The organism is Pseudomonas sp. 21 (genome assembly GCF_000955805.1).
In the GTDB taxonomy this organism is placed as follows: Bacteria; Pseudomonadota; Gammaproteobacteria; order Pseudomonadales; family Pseudomonadaceae; genus Pseudomonas.
The window spans coordinates 45,375-61,959 of the sequence record NZ_JYOA01000003.1; the positions used below are offsets into that span (position 1 = coordinate 45,375).

Sequence of the window (16,585 nt, forward strand, 5' to 3'; positions counted from 1 at the left end):
AGCTGGACCCGTGCCCGCGGCGGGCACGGGGATGACCCTGAGCCTCCCATCCTGGAGACGGCCATGCAAAGCATCTTCGACCTGATCGGCTTCGGCCCCACCGGCTGGGGCCCGGCCCTGCTCAAGGGGCTGCTGGTCACCCTGCAGATTTCCGTCGGCGCCTTCCTCGTCGGCCTGCTGATCGGCCTGGCCGCGGCCAGCGCCAAGATCGGCGGGCCGCGACCGCTGGCGATGCTCGCGCGCGGCTACACCACGCTGTGCCGGGCGGTGCCGGAGTTGCTGCTGATCCTGCTGCTGTTCTACGTTGGTTCCATGGGCCTGAACCAGTTCTTCGAGTGGCTCGGCTACGGCCAGGTGAAGCTCAACGGCATGATGGTGGCCATCGCCGTGCTCGGCCTGGTGCAGGGCGCCTACGCCTCGGAAATCTTTCGGGGCGCCATCCAGTCGATTCCCTACGGCCAGATCGAGGCGGCGCGCGCCTACGGCATGCACGGCTTCGGCCTGTTCCGCCGGGTGACCCTGCCGATGATGGCGCCCAACGCGCTGGCCGGCATGGCCAACCTGTGGGTCAACCTGATCAAGGACAGCGCGCTGATCAGCGTGGTCGGCACCAACGAGCTGCTCTACACGGCCAAGCAGGCCGCCGGTTCGACCCGTCACTACCTGACCTTCTACCTCACCGCGGCGGCGCTGTACTACGTGCTCACCGTGCTTTCCAACCTGTTCGCGGGCTACCTGGAGCGACGTTTCCGTCGCTGGATTCCGGCGGTCTGAACGAGGCGCGGCGATGAACGAACACTGGCTATTCGTCTACGGTGCCCTGCTGCTCAAGGGCCTGGGCACCACCCTGGTGATCCTGCTGATTTCCGCCATTCTCGGCTTCGCCCTGGCGCTGGTTGTGGCGCTGGCGCGGATGTCGCGCAACTTCCTCATCTCGCGCCTGGCGCTGGCGTACACCAGTCTGATTCGCGGCACCCCGCTGCTGGTGCAGATCTACATCTTCTACTACGGCCTGGGCAGCCTCTTCGCGCAGTTCCCGCTAATCCGCGGCAGCTTCCTCTGGCCCTACCTGCGCGATGGCTTCTGGTACATCGTGATCGCGCTGATCCTCTCGGTCGGCGCCTACGTCGGCGAGGTAGTGCGCGGCGGCCTGAAGGCGGTGCCGCGCGGCGAGCTGGAGGCGGCTTCAGCGTTCGGCATGAACCGCACGCTGGTGCTCTACCGCGTGTGGCTGCCGCGGGCGATCCGCCTGCTGTTGCCGACCCTGGCGGGGGAAAGCGTGATGCTGCTCAAGTCCACCGCGCTGGCTTCCACCATCGCCGTGGTCGACCTGCTGGGCGCCGCCAACGTGGTGCGCGCGCAGACCTTCCAGGTTTACCAGCCGCTGCTGCTGGTGGCGGCGATCTACATCTGCCTGACCTTCATCATCGAGGCGCTGTTCGCCATGCTGGAGCGCGCCACGCCGGTTCGCCGCGAGGCGCAGAAGACAACGCAGCGGAGCTGGCTGGGCAAGCGCAGGCCACGCACCGCCGTGTGAACGATTGATCAGGCATAGGCGCCGCGGCGCAGCCCTTCCACCCAGCAGCGGCTGAGCTCGAGGCCGTCGGCGGCGCTGAAGGTCGAGGGATTCAGGCACCACTCCAGCCACAGTCCGTCGAGCATGGCGGAGAGGCCGATGGCGGCGAGACGCGGGCGCGCCACGCTGAAACCCTCGGCGCCGGCGAGTTCGCTGATGAGCTTTTCCAGGATGGCGAGGTAGCTGTGGTAGCCGCGCTCGTGCGCCTCGTTCACCGGCGGCGAGTGACGGATCAGGCTCCAGAACACGACCCAGGGGCTGAGCAGGTCGGGGTCCAGCACCTGGGGCGAGAAGGAGCCGGTGAGGAAGGCCTCCATGCGCACGGCCGGGTCGTTGCCGACCGCGTCGACCTGCCGGTAGAGCGCCTGGGTCACCTCGCTGGCGAGGGTTTCGTAGGCCTGCGCGACCAGGGCGTCGATGCTGCCGAAATGGTGATTCACCAGGCCCACGGCCACTCCGGCTTCCTTGGCGATGCGACGCACCGAGATGCCCGCGTGGCCGTCGGCGACCAGGCACTTGAGGCAGGCGCGCACGAGGTGGTCGCGGCGCTCCTCGGGTGTGGCGCGCTGGGCTTTCTGGCGGGGGATATCCAAGGGCGGGCGTCCTGTGTTGCGTGGTGCCGGCAAGCGGCGAACGGTTTCGATACTAGGAGGCGACGAGAAAGATTTCCACGGGCCTTTTGGATCGAGAGCAGACAGAGACCAGACGGAGGAGAGAGGACAGATGATCGAGGACGTATCCTTTGCCGTACCCGGTGATTCCGGCGCTGAGCTGCGCGTGCGCGCCTGGCGTATCGACGGCGGCAGACCGGGGCCGAAAGTGCACCTGCAGGCTGGCGTGCACGCCGATGAAATCGCCGGGATGCTGGTGCTTCACGAGCTGCTGCCGCGTCTGCGCGATGCCGCCGAACGGGGTGTGCTCAATGGCAGTGTGACCGTCGTGCCGCAGGCCAATCCCTTCGGTGTCGGGCAGTTCCGCCAGGGACGGATTCTCGGTCGAAACCACGAGGCGACCTCGCGCAATTTCAACCGTGGCTTCATCGCCTCGGCCGCCGCCAGCGGCACCCTGGACAACCTCGCGCAGTGGCAGAAGCGCCTGGCCGAACTGGCCGCGCCGGCGGACATCGTGCTCGACCTGCACACCGACGACGAGGCGCTGCAGTACGTCTACATCCACGAGTGCTTCTGGCCGGCCGCGCAGGACCTGGCCGCCGCGCTGCGCGCGGAGCTGGCGATCCTCTGGGAAGGCGATGGCGATGGGGCGTTCGAGGAGGTGGTGATCGCCCCGTGGCTGGCCGAACAGCGCTTCGAGGGGCGGCTGGTGGCAACCGTCGAACTGCGTGGCCAGGGCGACGTCAGCGACGCGCTGGCGCAGCAGGATGCCGATGGCCTCTACCGCTTCCTCGGTGCCCGTGGCGTGGTCACTGACGCCGGGCCGTTGCCGGAGTGGAAGGGCGTCGCCACACCGATGGGCTTCATGGAAACCGTGTTCGCCCCGGCGGCTGGTGTGCTGGTTTTCGAGCGTGAGTTGGGCGATTTCGTCGAGGCTGGGGAGCGATTCGGTCGCATCGTTTCGCGGCCTGGAGATGCCAGCAGCGAACACATCCTGCGCGCCCCGCAGAGCGGCCTGTTCGCCACCCGCTACCGCGACCGGCTGATTCCCCAGGGCGCCATCGCGGGCAAGTTCACCGGTAGTGCACCCTCCAGCACCTGGACGTCCGGCGCGCTTGATCCGTAACGTGCTGCTTTTCGTAGGAGCGAGCTTGCTCGCGAACCCAGACTCCGCAGCGGAGTTTGTTCGCGAGCAAGCTCGCTCCTACAGGGCCATGCGTCACAGCCAGACGGCGTTCCAGAATGGGTAGTCCCGAAGCGATCTGACCAAGCCGGCGCGCAGAGGATTGGCGACCAGGTAGCGGGCTGCTGCCCTCAGGTCTTCGTCACGGCGTAGGGCGTGGTCATGGAAACCGGACTGCCAGACTTTGCCCGTGCGCTTGAGTGCCTTGTTGAGCGAGATCCCTGTGAGTGATTTCAGCTGTTGCATGAAGCCGCTCAGTGAGTTGCTGTTGAGTTGGACCAGGCAATGCAGATGATCCGGCATCAGCACCCAAGCCAGAACGTCTGTCGATGCGAGTTGGTGAAGCTCCCAGGCGACAGCGCTGGCGCCTGTCCATTGCTGGAAGAAAGGCTGGCGCTGGTGAGTGATAGTTGTGACGAAATAGATTTGCCCTTGAATCGAGCAACGTCCATTTCGCAAATCCTTGCCATGAAATCCCATCGCCAGTTTCCCCTGGAAGCCAGCGCTAAAGGTTGCAGAGGAGGTCAGGCCTGACTGTAGGAGCGAGCTTGCTCGCGAACCTGCGGGGTCCGGTTCGCGAGCAAGCTCGCTCCTACAAATGGCCAAACGGCAAAAACAAAAAAGCCCGCGCGAGGCGGGCGTTTTCGAACAGCGACGAACTCAGTGGTGTTCGCGGGTGGCGCGGAAGGTGATGTCCGGCCAGCGCTCTTCCATCAGGCTCAGGTTGACGCGGGTCGGGGCCAGGTAGGTGAGGTGGCCGCCGCCGTCCACGGAGAGGTTCTCGAAGGCCTTGTCCTTGAACTCCTTGAGCTTCTTCTCGTCCTTGCACTCGATCCAGCGCGCGGACCAGACGTTGATCTGCTCGTAGGCGCACTCGACCTTGTATTCCTCCTTCAGGCGGCTGGCGACGACGTCGAACTGCAGCACGCCGACGGCGCCGAGGATGATGTCGTTGTTGCGCTCGGGGAAGAACACCTGCGTCGCGCCTTCCTCGGCCAGCTCCTGCAAGCCCTGGCGCAGTTGCTTGGACTTGAGCGGGTCCTTCAGGCGTACGCGGCGGAACAGTTCCGGGGCGAAGTGCGGGATGCCGGTGAAGCCCAGCGCCTCGCCTTCGGTGAAGGTGTCGCCGATCTGGATGGTGCCGTGGTTGTGCAGGCCGATGATGTCGCCAGCGAAGGCCTCTTCCAGCTGCTCACGCTCGCTGGAGAAGAAGGTCAGTGCGTCGGCGATCTTCACGTCCTTGCCCAGGCGCACGTGGCGCATCTTCATGCCCTTCTCGTACTTGCCCGAGCAGATGCGCATGAAGGCGATGCGGTCGCGGTGCTTGGGGTCCATGTTCGCCTGGATCTTGAACACGAAGCCGGAGAACTTCTCCTCGGTCGGCGCGACGGTGCGCTCGTGGGCGCCACGTTCCAGCGGCTGCGGGGCCCAGTCGACGATGCAGTCGAGCACCTGGTCGACACCGAAGTTGCCCAGCGCGGTACCGAAGAACACCGGGGTCATCTCGCCCTTGAGGAAGGCGTCCTTGTCGAACTCGTGGCAGGCGCCCTGGACCAGTTCCAGCTCTTCGAGGAAGTTGTCGTAGAGGTCGCCCAGGTGCGCGCGGGCTTCGTCCGAGTCGAGCTTGTCGATGACCCGGGTCTCGATGCGCTCGTGGCCGTGGCCCGGCACGTAGACGATGATCTTGTCCTGGGCGAGGTGGTACACGCCCTTGAAGTCCTTGTAGCAACCGATCGGCCAGGTGATTGGCGCGGCCTTGATCTTCAGGACGGCTTCGATCTCGTCGAGCAGTTCGATGGGGTCGCGGATGTCGCGGTCGAGTTTGTTGATGAAGCTGACGATGGGCGTGTCGCGCAGGCGGCAGACTTCCATCAGCGCGATGGTGCGCGGCTCTACACCCTTGCCGCCGTCGAGGACCATCAGCGCCGAGTCCACCGCGGTCAGGGTGCGGTAGGTGTCTTCGGAGAAGTCTTCGTGGCCGGGGGTGTCGAGCAGGTTGATCATGTGCTCGCGGTAGGGGAACTGCATCACCGAGGTGGTGATGGAGATGCCGCGCTGCTTCTCCATCTCCATCCAGTCGGAGGTGGCGTGGCGGTCGGACTTGCGCGACTTCACGGTACCGGCGACGGCAATCGCCTTGCCCATCAGCAGGAGCTTCTCGGTAATGGTGGTCTTACCGGCGTCGGGGTGGGAAATGATCGCGAACGTGCGGCGCTTCGCGACTTCGGCGGCTTGGATGCTCATGGATGGATGCCTGGTCGATTCGGTGAAGACGGGCAGCGAGCGGCCCGAAAAACGCGGGATTATAGCCTGAATCGAGGCGCCGCCGGCAGACCCGGCGACGCAAGGCTCAAGGACCCTGGAGGGCGCTGTCAGTGGTCGCTGTCGGCGACCGGCTCGGCGCCCTTGTAGATGCGCCGCACCAGCGGGCCGATGGACAGGCCCTGGAGCAGGATCGACACCAGCACCACCACGTAGGTCAGGCTGAGGATCAGGTCGCGCTGCTCGCCCAGCGGCAGGGACAGCGCCAGGGCCACCGAGACGCCGCCACGCAGGCCGCCCCAGACGAGGATGCGGATGGTCCCGGCCGGCACCTGGCGGCGGCCGTTCTCGGTCTGGCGCAGCACGACGATGGCCGGGGCGACGGTGAGCAGGCGCGAGATCAGCACCGCGCCGCCCAGGGTGAACGCCGCCACCACGTGCAGCCAGTTGAATGGCAGCAGGAGCAGCTCCAGGCCGATCAGGGCGAACAGCAGGGCGTTGAGGATCTCGTCGATCAGCTCCCAGAACTTGTCGATGTAGCGCCGCGTCTCGTCGGACATGGCGTAGTGGCGCGCCTGGTTGCCGATGATCAGGCCGGCCACCACCATGGCGATGGGCGCCGACACGTGCAGCCGCGCCGCCAGCGCCGCGCCGCCGATCACCAGGGCCAGGGTGAGCATGACCTCCACCTGGTACTGGTCGATGCCGCGCATCATCAGGAACACTCCGTAGCCCAGCGCCGCGCCGAACAGGATGCCGCCGATGGCTTCCTGCACGAACAGCCAGGCAATCGTCGAGGCAGTGGGCGTTTCGCCGGCCAGCAGGATGCCCAGCAGGATGGTGAAGACCACCACGGCGGTGCCGTCGTTGAACAGCGACTCGCCGACGATGGTGGTGGCCAGCGGCTTGGGCGCGCCAGCGGACTTGAGGATGCCCAGCACCGCGATGGGGTCGGTGGGCGAGATCAGCGCGCCGAACAGCAGGCAGTAGATGAAGTCCACGTGCCAGCCGAAGAGGGCGAAGGTGTAGTAGGCCAGGTAGCCGATCACCGTGGTGGCGATCAGCACGCCGAAGGTCGCCAGCAGGCCGATGGGCCACTTGTAGTTGCGCAGGTCGGCGAGGTTCACGTGCAGGGCGCCGGCGAACAGCAGGGCGGGCAGGAACCAGGTCATCAGCACGTCGGAGAAGTCGATGCGGCTGATGATCTGCTGCATCTCGACTTCCAGCACCGGGTAGCCCAGCAGCGACATGCCCTGGGCGATGAAGGAAAAGATCAGCGCGGTGGCCATGACGCCGATGGTCGGCGGCAGGCGGATGAAGCGGTAGTTGACGTAGGTGAGCAGGGTGGTCAGCGCGATGAACGCCGCGGCCAGATCAAGCATGGCGATGAATCTCCGTGGTAGGCAAGAACGCCGGCCCCGAGTGACCTATCCATGGGTCGGGGGCACGCGAAAGGATCCCGATGATAACCGCTGAGCGAATCTGCGTGCGTTTTCGCCGGGCGCATCCGCCGTTGGGCAAGCGGCGCAGGGTGATGGTTCAGCTCGATCGCGATTTTTTTCGAAAAAAAGTTTGTCCGCCACAGCCCCCGGGCCATGGGGGCTGAAGCCGAATGCGCGGCCGTGCGATGGCACAAGGATGGCAATTTTATTGAACGTAACGGCACGCACGGGGGTCCACCCCTTCGCGACGACAATCCCTGGGCGCTTGCGCAAGTATCTGATTCTCGTCGCGTTTAACCTCCGGTCTCCGATAGATTTTTGGACGGGATCGAGCGTCACTTGAGCGCGGCGATGCCAGTCGCCGCGCACCCGAAGGGAGTCCCCCAACCATGGTGAAGTCCACCACGGGCAAGGCCCTGTTCGGCGTCTGCTTCGCAGTCGTTGTGCTGGCTTTGCTGATCCACTGGATCACCCCCGCCACTCTGTGGCAGTACCGCGAAGACCTGCTGTTCTACCTGCAGGCGCACCTGATCCTGGTGTTCGCGTCCATGTTCGCCGCCATCGTGGTCGGCATCCCCGCCGGCATGCTGCTCAGCCGGCCCGCCCTGCAAGGACAGGCCGAGCGCCTGATGCAGATCTTCAACGTCGGCAACACCATCCCGCCGCTGGCCGTGCTGGCCATCGCCCTGGCGATAGTCGGGATCGGCAACGGCCCGGCGATCCTCGCGCTGTTCCTCGCCTCGTTGCTGCCCATCGTGCGCAACACCTATGAAGGCCTGCGCGCCGTGCCGGCGTCGCTCAAGGAGGCGGCCACCGGCATCGGCATGACGCCGCGCCAGGTTTTGCTGCGCGTCGAACTGCCCAATGCGGTGCCGCTGATCATGGGCGGTGTGCGCATCGCGCTGGCGCTCAACGTCGGTTCCGCGCCGCTGGCCTTCCTGATCGGCGCCAACAGCCTGGGCAGCCTGATCTTCCCCGGCATCGCTCTGGACGACCAGTCCAAGCTGCTGCTCGGCGCCGTGTGCACTGCGCTGCTGGCGCTGGTGCTCGACGGCCTGGTGGTGCTGTTCAGCCGCGGCTTCCTGGAACGGGGGCTGGCGCAATGAAAGGACTGCGTATGAAACCTTTGCTCGGCGCGCTGGGCCTGCTGCTTGCCGCCGCCACCGGCTCCGCCCACGCGGCGGATGTGATCCGCATCGGCGGCAAGCCGTTCACCGAACAGCGCCTGCTCACCGCCATCACCGCGCAGTACCTGCAGAGCAAGGGCTACGAAGTGAAGGTCACCAACGGCCTGGGCAGCACGCTGGCGCGCAGCGCGCAGCAGAGCGGCCAGCTGGACCTGGTCTGGGAGTACACCGGCTCGTCGCTGATCGTCTACAACAAGGTCAAGGACAAGCTCAACGCCGAGCAATCGCTGGCCAAGGTCCGCGAGCTGGACGGCAAGAAGGGGCTGGTCTGGCCCACGCCCGCGCCGTTCAACAACACCTATGCGCTGGCGATGCCCGAGGAGCAGGCCGAACAGCTCGGGGTGCGTACCCTCAGCGACCTGGCCCGGGTGATGAAGGAGCAGGGCGACAAGAAGACCCACCTGTTCGCCATGGACCCGGAGTTCGCCGGCCGCCCGGATGGCCTCGCGCCGATGAGCGAGCTTTACGGCTTGCACTTCACCCGCGACGACGTGCGGCAGATGGATGCCGGGCTCGTCTACACCGCGCTGAAGAATCGCCAGGTGTTCGTCGGCCTCGTCTACACCACCGACGGCCGCCTGAAGGACTTCAAGCTGCGCGTGCTGCAGGACGACAAGCAGTTCTTCCCCTTCTACAACGCCGCCCCGGTGATGCGCGCCGACCTGCTGCAGAAGCATCCGGAGCTGAAGACGCTGTTCGACCCCATCGCCAGGCTGCTCGACGACAAGACCATGCAGGCGCTCAACGCCCAGGTCGATATCCAGCAGGAGCCGGTACAACGTGTGGCGCAGCAGTTCCTGCGCGAGCACCAGCTGATCGGCGACAACGCGCAGACGACTCAGCAGCCTGCCGGGGAGGAGAACTGACATGGACTTCATGACCGTGATTTCCCGCCTGGACTGGACCCAGGTCGGCCAACTGACGCTGCAGCACCTGATGCTGGTGTCCGTCGCCGTGGGCCTGGCCATCGTCGTCGGCGTGCCGCTGGGTGTGCTGATGACGCGCTTCAAGTGGCTGGCCGGCCCGCTGCAGGGCGCCGCCACCGTGGTGCTGACCATCCCCTCCATCGCGCTGTTCGGGTTGATGCTGCCGCTGTACTCGAAGATCGGCCAGGGCCTTGGGCCGCTGCCGGCGATCACTGCAGTGTTCCTCTATTCGCTGTTGCCGATCCTGCGCAACACCTACCTGGCGCTGACCAACGTCGAGCCCGGCATCCGCGAAGCCGGCAAGGGCATCGGCATGACCTTCTGGCAACGCCTGCGGATGGTCGACATCCCCATCGCCGTGCCGGTGATCCTCGCCGGCGTGCGCACCGCCGTGGTGATGAACATCGGCGTGATGACCATCGCCGCGGTGATCGGCGCCGGCGGCCTGGGTGTGCTCATCCTCAATTCCATCAGCCAATCCAACATGCCCATGCTGGTGGTCGGCGCGGTGCTGGTGAGCCTCTTGGCCATCGCCGCCGACCTGCTGCTGCAGTGGCTGCAGCGTGCGCTCACCCCGAAGGGCCTGCGCCCGCAGACAGGAGACTGAACATGATCGAACTCGACCAACTGACCAAGACCTTCACCCTCAAGGACGGCAAGGAATTCCGCGCCGTGGACAAGGTCAGCCTGACCGTGGAGAAGGGCGAGATCTGCGTGTTCCTCGGCCCCTCCGGCTGCGGCAAGACCACCACGCTGAAGATGATCAACCGCATCATCCAGCCCACTTCCGGGCGCGTGCTGATCGACGGCCAGGACACCCGCGAGCTGGACGAAGTGACGCTGCGCCGCCACATCGGCTATGTGATCCAGCAGATCGGCCTGTTCCCCAACATGACCATCGAGGAAAACATCATGGTCGTGCCGCGCCTGCTCGGCTGGGACAAGCAGAAGTGCAAGGACAAGGCGCGCGAGCTGATGGCCATGGTCAAGCTCGAACCCAAGCAGTACCTGTCGCGCTATCCGCGCGAGCTGTCCGGTGGGCAGCAACAGCGTATCGGCGTGATCCGCGCGCTGGCGGCCGACGCGCCGCTGCTGCTGATGGACGAACCGTTCGGCGCGGTGGACCCGATCAACCGCGAGTCGATCCAGAACGAGTTCTTCGAGCTCCAGCGCAAGCTGGGCATGACGGTGATCATGGTCAGCCATGACATCGACGAGGCGATCAAGCTGGGCGACAAGGTGGCGGTGTTCAAGAGCGGCCGCCTGCTTCAGTTCGACCATCCGGACACGCTGCTGGCGCACCCGGCGGACGAGTTCGTCAGTGCCTTCACCGGCCAGGACAGCACGCTCAAGCGCCTGTTGCTGGTGCGCGCCGAGGATGCCGCCGACAGCAGCATCGTCACCGCCAATCCGCAGACCACGGTGGCCGAGGCGCTGGAGAAGATGGAGGAGGACGACCGCCGCTACCTCGTGGTGGTCGATGCCAACGGCAAGGGCCTGGGCTACGTGCGCCGCAAGGACATGCGCCGCAAGGATGGCGTGTGCAGCGACTTCCTCAACGAGTTCCGCGTGACGGCCAGCCACGATGAGCACCTGCGCATCCTCTTGTCGCGCATGTACGAGTTCAACAGCTCGTGGCTACCGGTGCTCGATGCGGACGGGCAGTTCCTCGGCGAGGTGACGCAGGAGTCCATCGCGGACTACCTGAGCTCCGGGCGCTCGCGTGGGCGCAAGACCAATATCGTCTCGCCAGCTGAAGTCGCTCAGGCATCGTAAGGGATTAGCTGTAGGAGCGAGCTTGCTCGCGAACCCGATTCCCTGCTGCGGGGCCAGGTTCGCGAGCAAGCTCGCTCCTACAAAAGCTTCTTTATCCCACTCGTAAACTTTCTCCCGCACCACCCATCCCGAACAGCTGAACTCCCTCCTCTGTCACCGGTCGTTAACTCAGTAGGCCGATGATGCTGAAACCCGTCGAAAGCCCCGTTCTGTGCGGTATTCCGTGCATTTTGTTGAGTATCCAAAACAGTCAACCGGTAGTGCGACAAAGGGATGTAAAAAAGCGGCAATTCAGGGTTGAACTCATGAACTTCAGGTCCTAAAGTTCGCGCCCGAACGTCCATGCTGGAAACGATCCATCCGGCTCAAGTACTGACGACGAGAGGCACCGGCGCCATTGACCGGTACCGGTGATACTCGGCGACATGCCTTGGGAAGTAGGCGAACCAAAGTGGGGAAACGGATTCGACGTTCAGCTTCACCCCTACGAATAACCTGTTCTGCCATTTGGAGTCCCAACCATGTCCATCAAGGTCGAGGATTACTTCGCCCCCGAAACCTTCCAGCGCATGAAGGCGTTTGCCGACAAGCAGGAAACCCCCTTCGTCGTCATCGACAAGCAGACCATCGCCGATGCCTACGACCAGCTGACCGGCTGCTTCCCGTTCGCCAAGATCTACTACGCGGTGAAGGCCAACCCCGCCACCGAGATCACCGAGTTGCTGCGCGACAAGGGCTCGAACTTCGACATCGCCTCCATCTATGAGCTGGACAAGGTGATGAAGACCGGTGTGCGCGCCGAGCAGATCAGCTACGGCAACACCATCAAGAAAGCCCGCGACATTCGCTACTTCTACGAGAAGGGCGTGCGCCTGTTCGCCACCGACTCCGAAGCCGACCTGCGCAACATCGCCAAGGCCGCGCCGGGCTCCAAGGTCTACGTGCGCATCCTCACCGAGGGTTCCACCTCCGCCGACTGGCCGCTGTCGCGCAAGTTCGGCTGCCAGTCCGACATGGCCATGGACCTGCTGGTGCTGGCCCGCGACCTGGGCCTGGTGCCCTACGGCGTGTCCTTCCACGTGGGTTCGCAGCAGCGCGACATCGGCGTGTGGGACGCGGCCATCGCCAAGGTGAAGGTCATCTTCGAGCGCCTGAAGGAAGAAGACGGCATCGAGCTGAAGCTGATCAACATGGGCGGCGGCTTCCCGGCCAACTACATCGCCAAGACCAACAGCCTGGAAACCTACGCGGAAGAGATCATCCGTTTCCTCAAGGAAGACTTCGGCGACGAGCTGCCGGAAATCATCCTGGAGCCGGGCCGCTCGCTGATCGCCAACGCCGGCATCCTGGTCAGTGAAGTCGTGCTGGTGGCGCGCAAGTCGCGTACCGCGGTGGAGCGCTGGGTGTTCACCGACGTGGGCAAGTTCTCCGGCCTGATCGAAACCATGGACGAGTCCATCAAGTTCCCGATCCACGTGGAGAAGGCGGGCGAGCTGGAAGAAGTAGTGATCGCCGGCCCGACCTGCGACAGCGCGGACATCATGTACGAGCACTACAAGTACGGCCTGCCGCTGAACCTGGCCGCTGGCGACCGCCTGTACTGGCTGTCCACCGGCGCCTACACCACCAGCTACAGCGCGGTGGAATTCAACGGCTTCCCGCCGCTGAAGGCGTTCTACCTGTAAGGCTTGCTTCAATGAAAAAGCCCCGCTGATGCGGGGCTTTTTTTTTGACGTGTGTGCAGTGCGGTAACCCCGTCGTAGGAGCGGACTTTGTCCGCGATGTGCCAGCCTCGCACCTTTGTGTCCCGCGTCGTTTCAGCGTGCGCCAGGACCTCGTGTTACGCCCTCTCGGGCGAGACTTCCTGAAAGGGGCACTCCGGAGCGCGCGGATGTTTCTCTGGACGTGTTCAAGATCCAGAGCGCTGCTGAAGCATTCTTCTAGGAGCGAACCTTGTCCGCGAAAACCCTCGCAGCGGAATTCAGAGTCACAGGAGAAAATCGAAGCGCTTTGCCGTCTGTAGGAGCGAGCTTGCTCGCGAACGTCCTGGCCTCGCTGCAGTGGGCGGTTCGCGAGCAAGCTCGCTCCTGCAAAGAGCCTGTGCACTCTCGTCGGACGGAATGAAAAACGCCCCGCAATGCGGGGCGTTTTTCATGGCATCACTGAAGACTCAACCCTCCTTGGGCTGCTTCTCCACCGGTGTCTGCGCCGTGGCCGGCGCCTTGGCGTCGGTGGCGATTTCCTGCTGCGGTGCGGCCTTGTCCTGCGGCAGCTTGTCGAACTCGTGCAGGCCGTCCTTGCGGTACGGGTCGCCGATCCAGCGCGGGGCGGCGGCGAACTGCTCGTTCACCAGGCTCTTGGCCGGTTCGTAACGGTCGTAGCTCAGGCCGGCGAGGTCCGACAGGGTGTGGATCAGGTGCGAGCTGCTGTAGGAGCGATCAGCCACTGCCTGCAGGTCGCGGGGGTGCTCGGCCTGCCAGCTCGGCGAGGTCCAGACCATGAACGGAATGGTGTACATCGGCCGGGTCGGGTCCATCTCGTTGCGGCCCAGGCGGTCGTGGTTGCCCGAGCTGTAGACCTCTTCGCCGTGGTCGGAGAGGTAGAGCATGAAGCCGTTGGCGTTGGCGGCCGAGTAGCGCTTGATCAGGCTCGACACCACGAAGTCGTTGTAGCGCACCGCGTTGTCGTAGAAGTTGTAGGTCTCCACCTGGTCATCCGACAGCGCCGAGGGAGCGCCCTGGCGGTCCTTGAAGTAGGCGAATTCTTCCGGGTAGCGGTAGCGGTAGTCCATGTGCGTGCCCAGCAGGTGGACCACGATGAACTTCTTCTGCGCCGGGTCCTTCAGGGCCTTCTCGAACGGGTCCAGCACCACGCCGTCGTACTGGCTGGCGTTCTGGTTGCGCTGGTTGTTCAGGTACGCCTGCTCGTCCGTCTGCTGGGAGAAGGTGGTGAGCATGGTGTTGCGCTTGGTCATCGTCTGCTGGTTGGTGATCCAGAAGGTCTTGTAGCCCGCCTGTTTCATCAGGTTGATCAGCGACGGATCGGTGAGGAACCTGTCCGGGTTCTGCTCATCGCCGAAGGTGAGGATCTGCTGCATCACCTCGATGGTGTACGGGCGCGGCGCGACCACGTTCTGGAACACGGTCAGGCCCTGGCCGCTGGCGGCGAGGGCGTCGAGGTTCGGCGTGGTGTCGCGGCCGTAGCCGTACAGGTGCATGTGCTGGCGGGTGGTGGATTCGCCCAGCACCAGGACCAGGGTGCGGGGCTCGTTACCGCTGCTGTCCTTGAGGTTCTGCAGGGGCGGCAGCGAGGCGTTCTGCTGCAGCAGCTTCTGCATGTTGTCCAGTTGCTGGCGGTACTGGACGTAGCCGACCACCAACTGCCACGGCACCGCCGGCTCCATGCGCGACTGCACCTTTTCCACCGCCTGGGCGAAGGTGCGTTCCTGGGTGACCATCTGCTTGTAGAAGGGGTAGAACAGGTTCAGCACGACCAGCAGCACGGCCAGCGGCACGCGGGCGTAGGCCGGCATGCTGATCGGGCGGATGCGTTTCCACAGCACCACGGCGACCACGCTGTAGGCCAGCAAGGCCAGGCACAGCCAGAGGCTGAAGTACTGGCTGAAGTACTCGCCGGCTTCGGCGGTGTTCGACTCGAACATCACGAAGATGACGCTCTGCGAGAACTCCTGCTTGTAGATGCCGAAGTAGCTCAGGCCCACCAGCGAGGCGCCCCAGAGCACCAGGCCGATGACGGCGGCGATGCCCTTGGTGAAGCGCGGCAGCAGCAGCGGCGGTGCGAGCCACAGGCTGCTGAGGAAGAACGCGTCACGGAAACCGGCAAAGCCGGTGGTGCCGCTGAACAGGATCAGCGCCTGGGTAACGCCGGAGAAGTACCAGAAGAACAGCAGGAGCCAGCCCAGGGCGGCCCAGTCCACGCGTTTGCGCGCTACGGGGGATGTGGTGTTCGACACTTGCGCCTCGTCGTTACGTGGCGGCTGCCGAACGTTCCGGCAGCCAGGTTAGCCGGCAAAGCTAGCAGGGTTGGCGTGAAAATTACGTCAAGGGGCGTCAGGCGACGCCCATCTGCTCGGCGAGGTGACGCAGGTCCGACTCGTCGCCCAGTTCGGCGGCGCGCTGAAAATAGGCCAGGGTCAGTTCGCCCAGGCTCGGCGGCATGGAGGCGGCGAGCTGCTGGCGGGCCACGCGCAGGAAGTTGAGGTTGCCGCCTTCCAGCGCGCGTTCCAGCCAGATGCGCGCGGCTGGCAGGTCACCGCGCTCGGCGAGCACCGAGGCGTGGCTGAACTGGCCGCGGAAGTCACCGGCCTCGGCCGACCGGCGGTACCACTGGTGCGCCATCTGCAGGTCGCGTGGCACCACCAGGCCCTCCTCGAAAAAGCGCCCGACCAGGTTCATCGACTTGGCGTGGCCCAGCGCCGCCGCGCTCTGGTACAGCGCCAGTGCGTGGGCATCGTCGCGTTCCACGCCACGACCGGTGGAGAGCAGGTTGGCGAGGTTGTACATCGCCCAGTCGAGCTTCTGCTGCGCAGCGATCGTGTAATGACGGGCGGCGCCGGCCTCGTCCTTCGGGCAGCCCCAGCCGTGCTCCAGGCAGCGCCCGAGCATGTTGCGCGCCATGGCGTGGCCGCGCTCGGCGGCGATGCCGAACCAGATCAGGGCGAGGCCGATGTCCTGTTCGATGCCGTGGCCGTCCAGGAGTATCTGCCCGAGCAGTGCCTGGGCCTCCAGGTTCCCTTCGCGGGCGCCGGCCAGGATGAGCCGGGCGGTCTGCCGCGGGTCATCGGCGAGCTGGCCGGTGAGGTCTTCGACGTTGATTTCTTCAGTGCGACGCAGGACGAAGCTCATGGCAGATCAGACATCCACCCAGCGGCGCAGCAGGTTGTGGTAGGTGCCGGTCAGCTCGATCAGCGCCGGATGATCCGGCACGTCGTGGGTCAGCGCCTGGATCGACTGGTCCATCTGGAACAGCAGGGCGCGCTGGCTGTCCTCGCGCACCAGGCTCTGGGTCCAGAAGAACGAGGCGATGCGCGCGCCACGGGTCACCGGGTTGACCTTGTGCAGGCTGGTGGCGGGGTAGAGCACCAGGTCGCCGGCCGGCAGCTTCACCTGCTGGGTGCCGTAGGTGTCCTGGATCACCAGTTCGCCGCCGTCGTAGTCGTCGGGGTCGCTGAAGAACAGCGTCGAGGACACGTCGGTGCGCACGCGCTCGCGGCCACCCTGGGTGTCGCGCACGGCGTTGTCGATGTGGAAGTCGAAGGAACCGCCGCCGGTGTAGCAGTTGAACAGCGGCGGGAAGACCTTGCTCGGCAGCGCGGCGGACTGGAACAGCGGGTTGCTCCACAGGCGCTGCAGCATGGCCTCGCCGATCTCGCGGGCCAGCGGGTGGTCCTGCGGCAGTTGCAGGTTGTGCTTGGCGCGGGACGACTGGTAGCCGGCGGTGACCTTGCCGTCGGCCCACTCGGCCTGTTCCAGGGCGGCGCGGATGCGCGTCACCTCATCGCGGGTGAAGACGCCAGGAATGTGCAGCAGCATGGGCCGGTTCCATCAGGTTCGATAATTTGCCAATGATAATGATTTGCAACATATCGGTACAACCGGCATA

Annotated in this window: 15 protein-coding genes; 8 read left to right on the forward strand and 7 right to left on the reverse strand. The window is 65.0% G+C overall.

Annotated elements, in window-relative coordinates; translation table 11 throughout:
• Positions 1-63 precede the first annotated feature (63 nt).
• Together UB43_RS05860 and UB43_RS05865 are read left to right on the forward strand one after the other, a co-directional pair.
• Positions 64-774, forward strand: a complete 711-nt coding sequence (locus tag UB43_RS05860) for an ABC transporter permease (RefSeq protein WP_045209521.1) — start codon at positions 64-66, stop codon at positions 772-774.
• Positions 775-787: 13 nt separating this feature from the next.
• On the forward strand, positions 788-1,537 hold the full coding sequence (locus tag UB43_RS05865) for an ABC transporter permease (protein ID WP_045209522.1): 750 nt from the start codon (positions 788-790) through the stop codon (positions 1,535-1,537).
• 8 nt (positions 1,538-1,545) lie between these two features.
• Here the strand turns inward: UB43_RS05865 and UB43_RS05870 are convergent, their stop codons facing one another.
• Positions 1,546-2,169 carry a TetR/AcrR family transcriptional regulator gene (locus UB43_RS05870; protein ID WP_045209523.1) on the reverse strand — a complete coding sequence of 208 codons (624 nt, stop codon included), beginning with the start codon at positions 2,167-2,169 and terminating at the stop codon, positions 1,546-1,548.
• A 130-nt stretch (positions 2,170-2,299) separates the two neighbouring features.
• Here UB43_RS05870 and UB43_RS05875 point away from each other — a divergent pair, with 130 nt between their 5' ends.
• Positions 2,300-3,313 (forward strand): succinylglutamate desuccinylase/aspartoacylase family protein, encoded by a 1,014-nt coding sequence (locus UB43_RS05875; RefSeq protein ID WP_045209524.1) that lies wholly within the window; start codon positions 2,300-2,302, stop codon positions 3,311-3,313.
• A gap of 93 nt (positions 3,314-3,406) precedes the next feature.
• On the opposite strand, the gene UB43_RS05880 is transcribed toward UB43_RS05875, so the two are convergent.
• The 3 genes from UB43_RS05880 to UB43_RS05890 form a co-directional block, all read right to left on the reverse strand.
• Positions 3,407-3,850, reverse strand: coding sequence for a transposase (locus UB43_RS05880; protein WP_045209525.1), 444 nt, complete (start codon positions 3,848-3,850; stop codon positions 3,407-3,409).
• Between the two features lie 180 nt (positions 3,851-4,030).
• Positions 4,031-5,614: a peptide chain release factor 3 gene (locus tag UB43_RS05885; protein ID WP_045209526.1), complete on the reverse strand. Its 1,584-nt coding sequence runs from the start codon at positions 5,612-5,614 to the stop codon at positions 4,031-4,033.
• Positions 5,615-5,742: 128 nt separating this feature from the next.
• On the reverse strand, positions 5,743-7,014 hold the full coding sequence (locus UB43_RS05890) for a sodium:proton antiporter (RefSeq protein ID WP_037014467.1): 1,272 nt from the start codon (positions 7,012-7,014) through the stop codon (positions 5,743-5,745).
• 449 nt (positions 7,015-7,463) lie between these two features.
• On the opposite strand from UB43_RS05890, the gene UB43_RS05895 reads away from it, so the two are divergent.
• From UB43_RS05895 to UB43_RS05915, 5 genes are all read left to right on the forward strand, one after another.
• On the forward strand, positions 7,464-8,180 hold the full coding sequence (locus UB43_RS05895) for an ABC transporter permease (RefSeq protein WP_045209527.1): 717 nt from the start codon (positions 7,464-7,466) through the stop codon (positions 8,178-8,180).
• 11 nt (positions 8,181-8,191) lie between these two features.
• Complete coding sequence (locus tag UB43_RS05900) at positions 8,192-9,127, forward strand: glycine betaine ABC transporter substrate-binding protein (protein WP_045209528.1); 936 nt, start codon at positions 8,192-8,194, stop codon at positions 9,125-9,127.
• Between the two features lies 1 nt (position 9,128).
• Positions 9,129-9,794 (forward strand): ABC transporter permease, encoded by a 666-nt coding sequence (locus UB43_RS05905; RefSeq protein ID WP_045209529.1) that lies wholly within the window; start codon positions 9,129-9,131, stop codon positions 9,792-9,794.
• Positions 9,795-9,796: 2 nt separating this feature from the next.
• On the forward strand, positions 9,797-10,963 hold the full coding sequence (locus UB43_RS05910) for a betaine/proline/choline family ABC transporter ATP-binding protein (protein WP_045209530.1): 1,167 nt from the start codon (positions 9,797-9,799) through the stop codon (positions 10,961-10,963).
• 521 nt (positions 10,964-11,484) lie between these two features.
• The gene (locus UB43_RS05915) at positions 11,485-12,648 is read left to right on the forward strand and encodes a type III PLP-dependent enzyme (protein ID WP_045209531.1); all 1,164 of its coding nucleotides are present in this window, start codon (positions 11,485-11,487) and stop codon (positions 12,646-12,648) included.
• A 485-nt stretch (positions 12,649-13,133) separates the two neighbouring features.
• On the opposite strand, the gene UB43_RS05920 is transcribed toward UB43_RS05915, so the two are convergent.
• The 3 genes from UB43_RS05920 to UB43_RS05930 all read right to left on the reverse strand — a co-directional run bounded on the left by UB43_RS05920 (position 13,134) and on the right by UB43_RS05930 (position 16,515).
• Positions 13,134-14,936: a phosphoethanolamine transferase CptA gene (locus UB43_RS05920; protein ID WP_045209532.1), complete on the reverse strand. Its 1,803-nt coding sequence runs from the start codon at positions 14,934-14,936 to the stop codon at positions 13,134-13,136.
• Between the two features lie 97 nt (positions 14,937-15,033).
• A complete protein-coding gene (locus UB43_RS05925; RefSeq protein ID WP_045209533.1) occupies positions 15,034-15,828 on the reverse strand; it encodes a tetratricopeptide repeat protein in 795 nt (264 codons plus the stop codon).
• A gap of 6 nt (positions 15,829-15,834) precedes the next feature.
• On the reverse strand, positions 15,835-16,515 hold the full coding sequence (locus UB43_RS05930) for a Fe2+-dependent dioxygenase (RefSeq protein ID WP_045209534.1): 681 nt from the start codon (positions 16,513-16,515) through the stop codon (positions 15,835-15,837).
• Positions 16,516-16,585: the final 70 nt, after the last annotated feature.

Excerpts from the sequence above, each read along its gene's own strand:
- UB43_RS05915 (WP_045209531.1), top strand. The coding sequence starts at position 11,485 with ATGTCCATCAAGGTCGAGGATTACTTCGCCCCCGAAACCTTCCAGCGC.
- UB43_RS05885 (WP_045209526.1), bottom strand. The coding sequence starts at position 5,614 with ATGAGCATCCAAGCCGCCGAAGTCGCGAAGCGCCGCACGTTCGCGATC.
- UB43_RS05875 (WP_045209524.1), top strand. The coding sequence starts at position 2,300 with ATGATCGAGGACGTATCCTTTGCCGTACCCGGTGATTCCGGCGCTGAG.
- UB43_RS05865 (WP_045209522.1), top strand. The coding sequence starts at position 788 with ATGAACGAACACTGGCTATTCGTCTACGGTGCCCTGCTGCTCAAGGGC.
- UB43_RS05910 (WP_045209530.1), top strand. The coding sequence starts at position 9,797 with ATGATCGAACTCGACCAACTGACCAAGACCTTCACCCTCAAGGACGGC.
- UB43_RS05895 (WP_045209527.1), top strand. The coding sequence starts at position 7,464 with ATGGTGAAGTCCACCACGGGCAAGGCCCTGTTCGGCGTCTGCTTCGCA.
- UB43_RS05905 (WP_045209529.1), top strand. The coding sequence starts at position 9,129 with ATGGACTTCATGACCGTGATTTCCCGCCTGGACTGGACCCAGGTCGGC.
- UB43_RS05930 (WP_045209534.1), bottom strand. The coding sequence starts at position 16,515 with ATGCTGCTGCACATTCCTGGCGTCTTCACCCGCGATGAGGTGACGCGC.
- UB43_RS05880 (WP_045209525.1), bottom strand. The coding sequence starts at position 3,850 with ATGGGATTTCATGGCAAGGATTTGCGAAATGGACGTTGCTCGATTCAA.
- UB43_RS05900 (WP_045209528.1), top strand. The coding sequence starts at position 8,192 with ATGAAACCTTTGCTCGGCGCGCTGGGCCTGCTGCTTGCCGCCGCCACC.
- UB43_RS05860 (WP_045209521.1), top strand. The coding sequence starts at position 64 with ATGCAAAGCATCTTCGACCTGATCGGCTTCGGCCCCACCGGCTGGGGC.
- UB43_RS05890 (WP_037014467.1), bottom strand. The coding sequence starts at position 7,014 with ATGCTTGATCTGGCCGCGGCGTTCATCGCGCTGACCACCCTGCTCACC.
- UB43_RS05925 (WP_045209533.1), bottom strand. The coding sequence starts at position 15,828 with ATGAGCTTCGTCCTGCGTCGCACTGAAGAAATCAACGTCGAAGACCTC.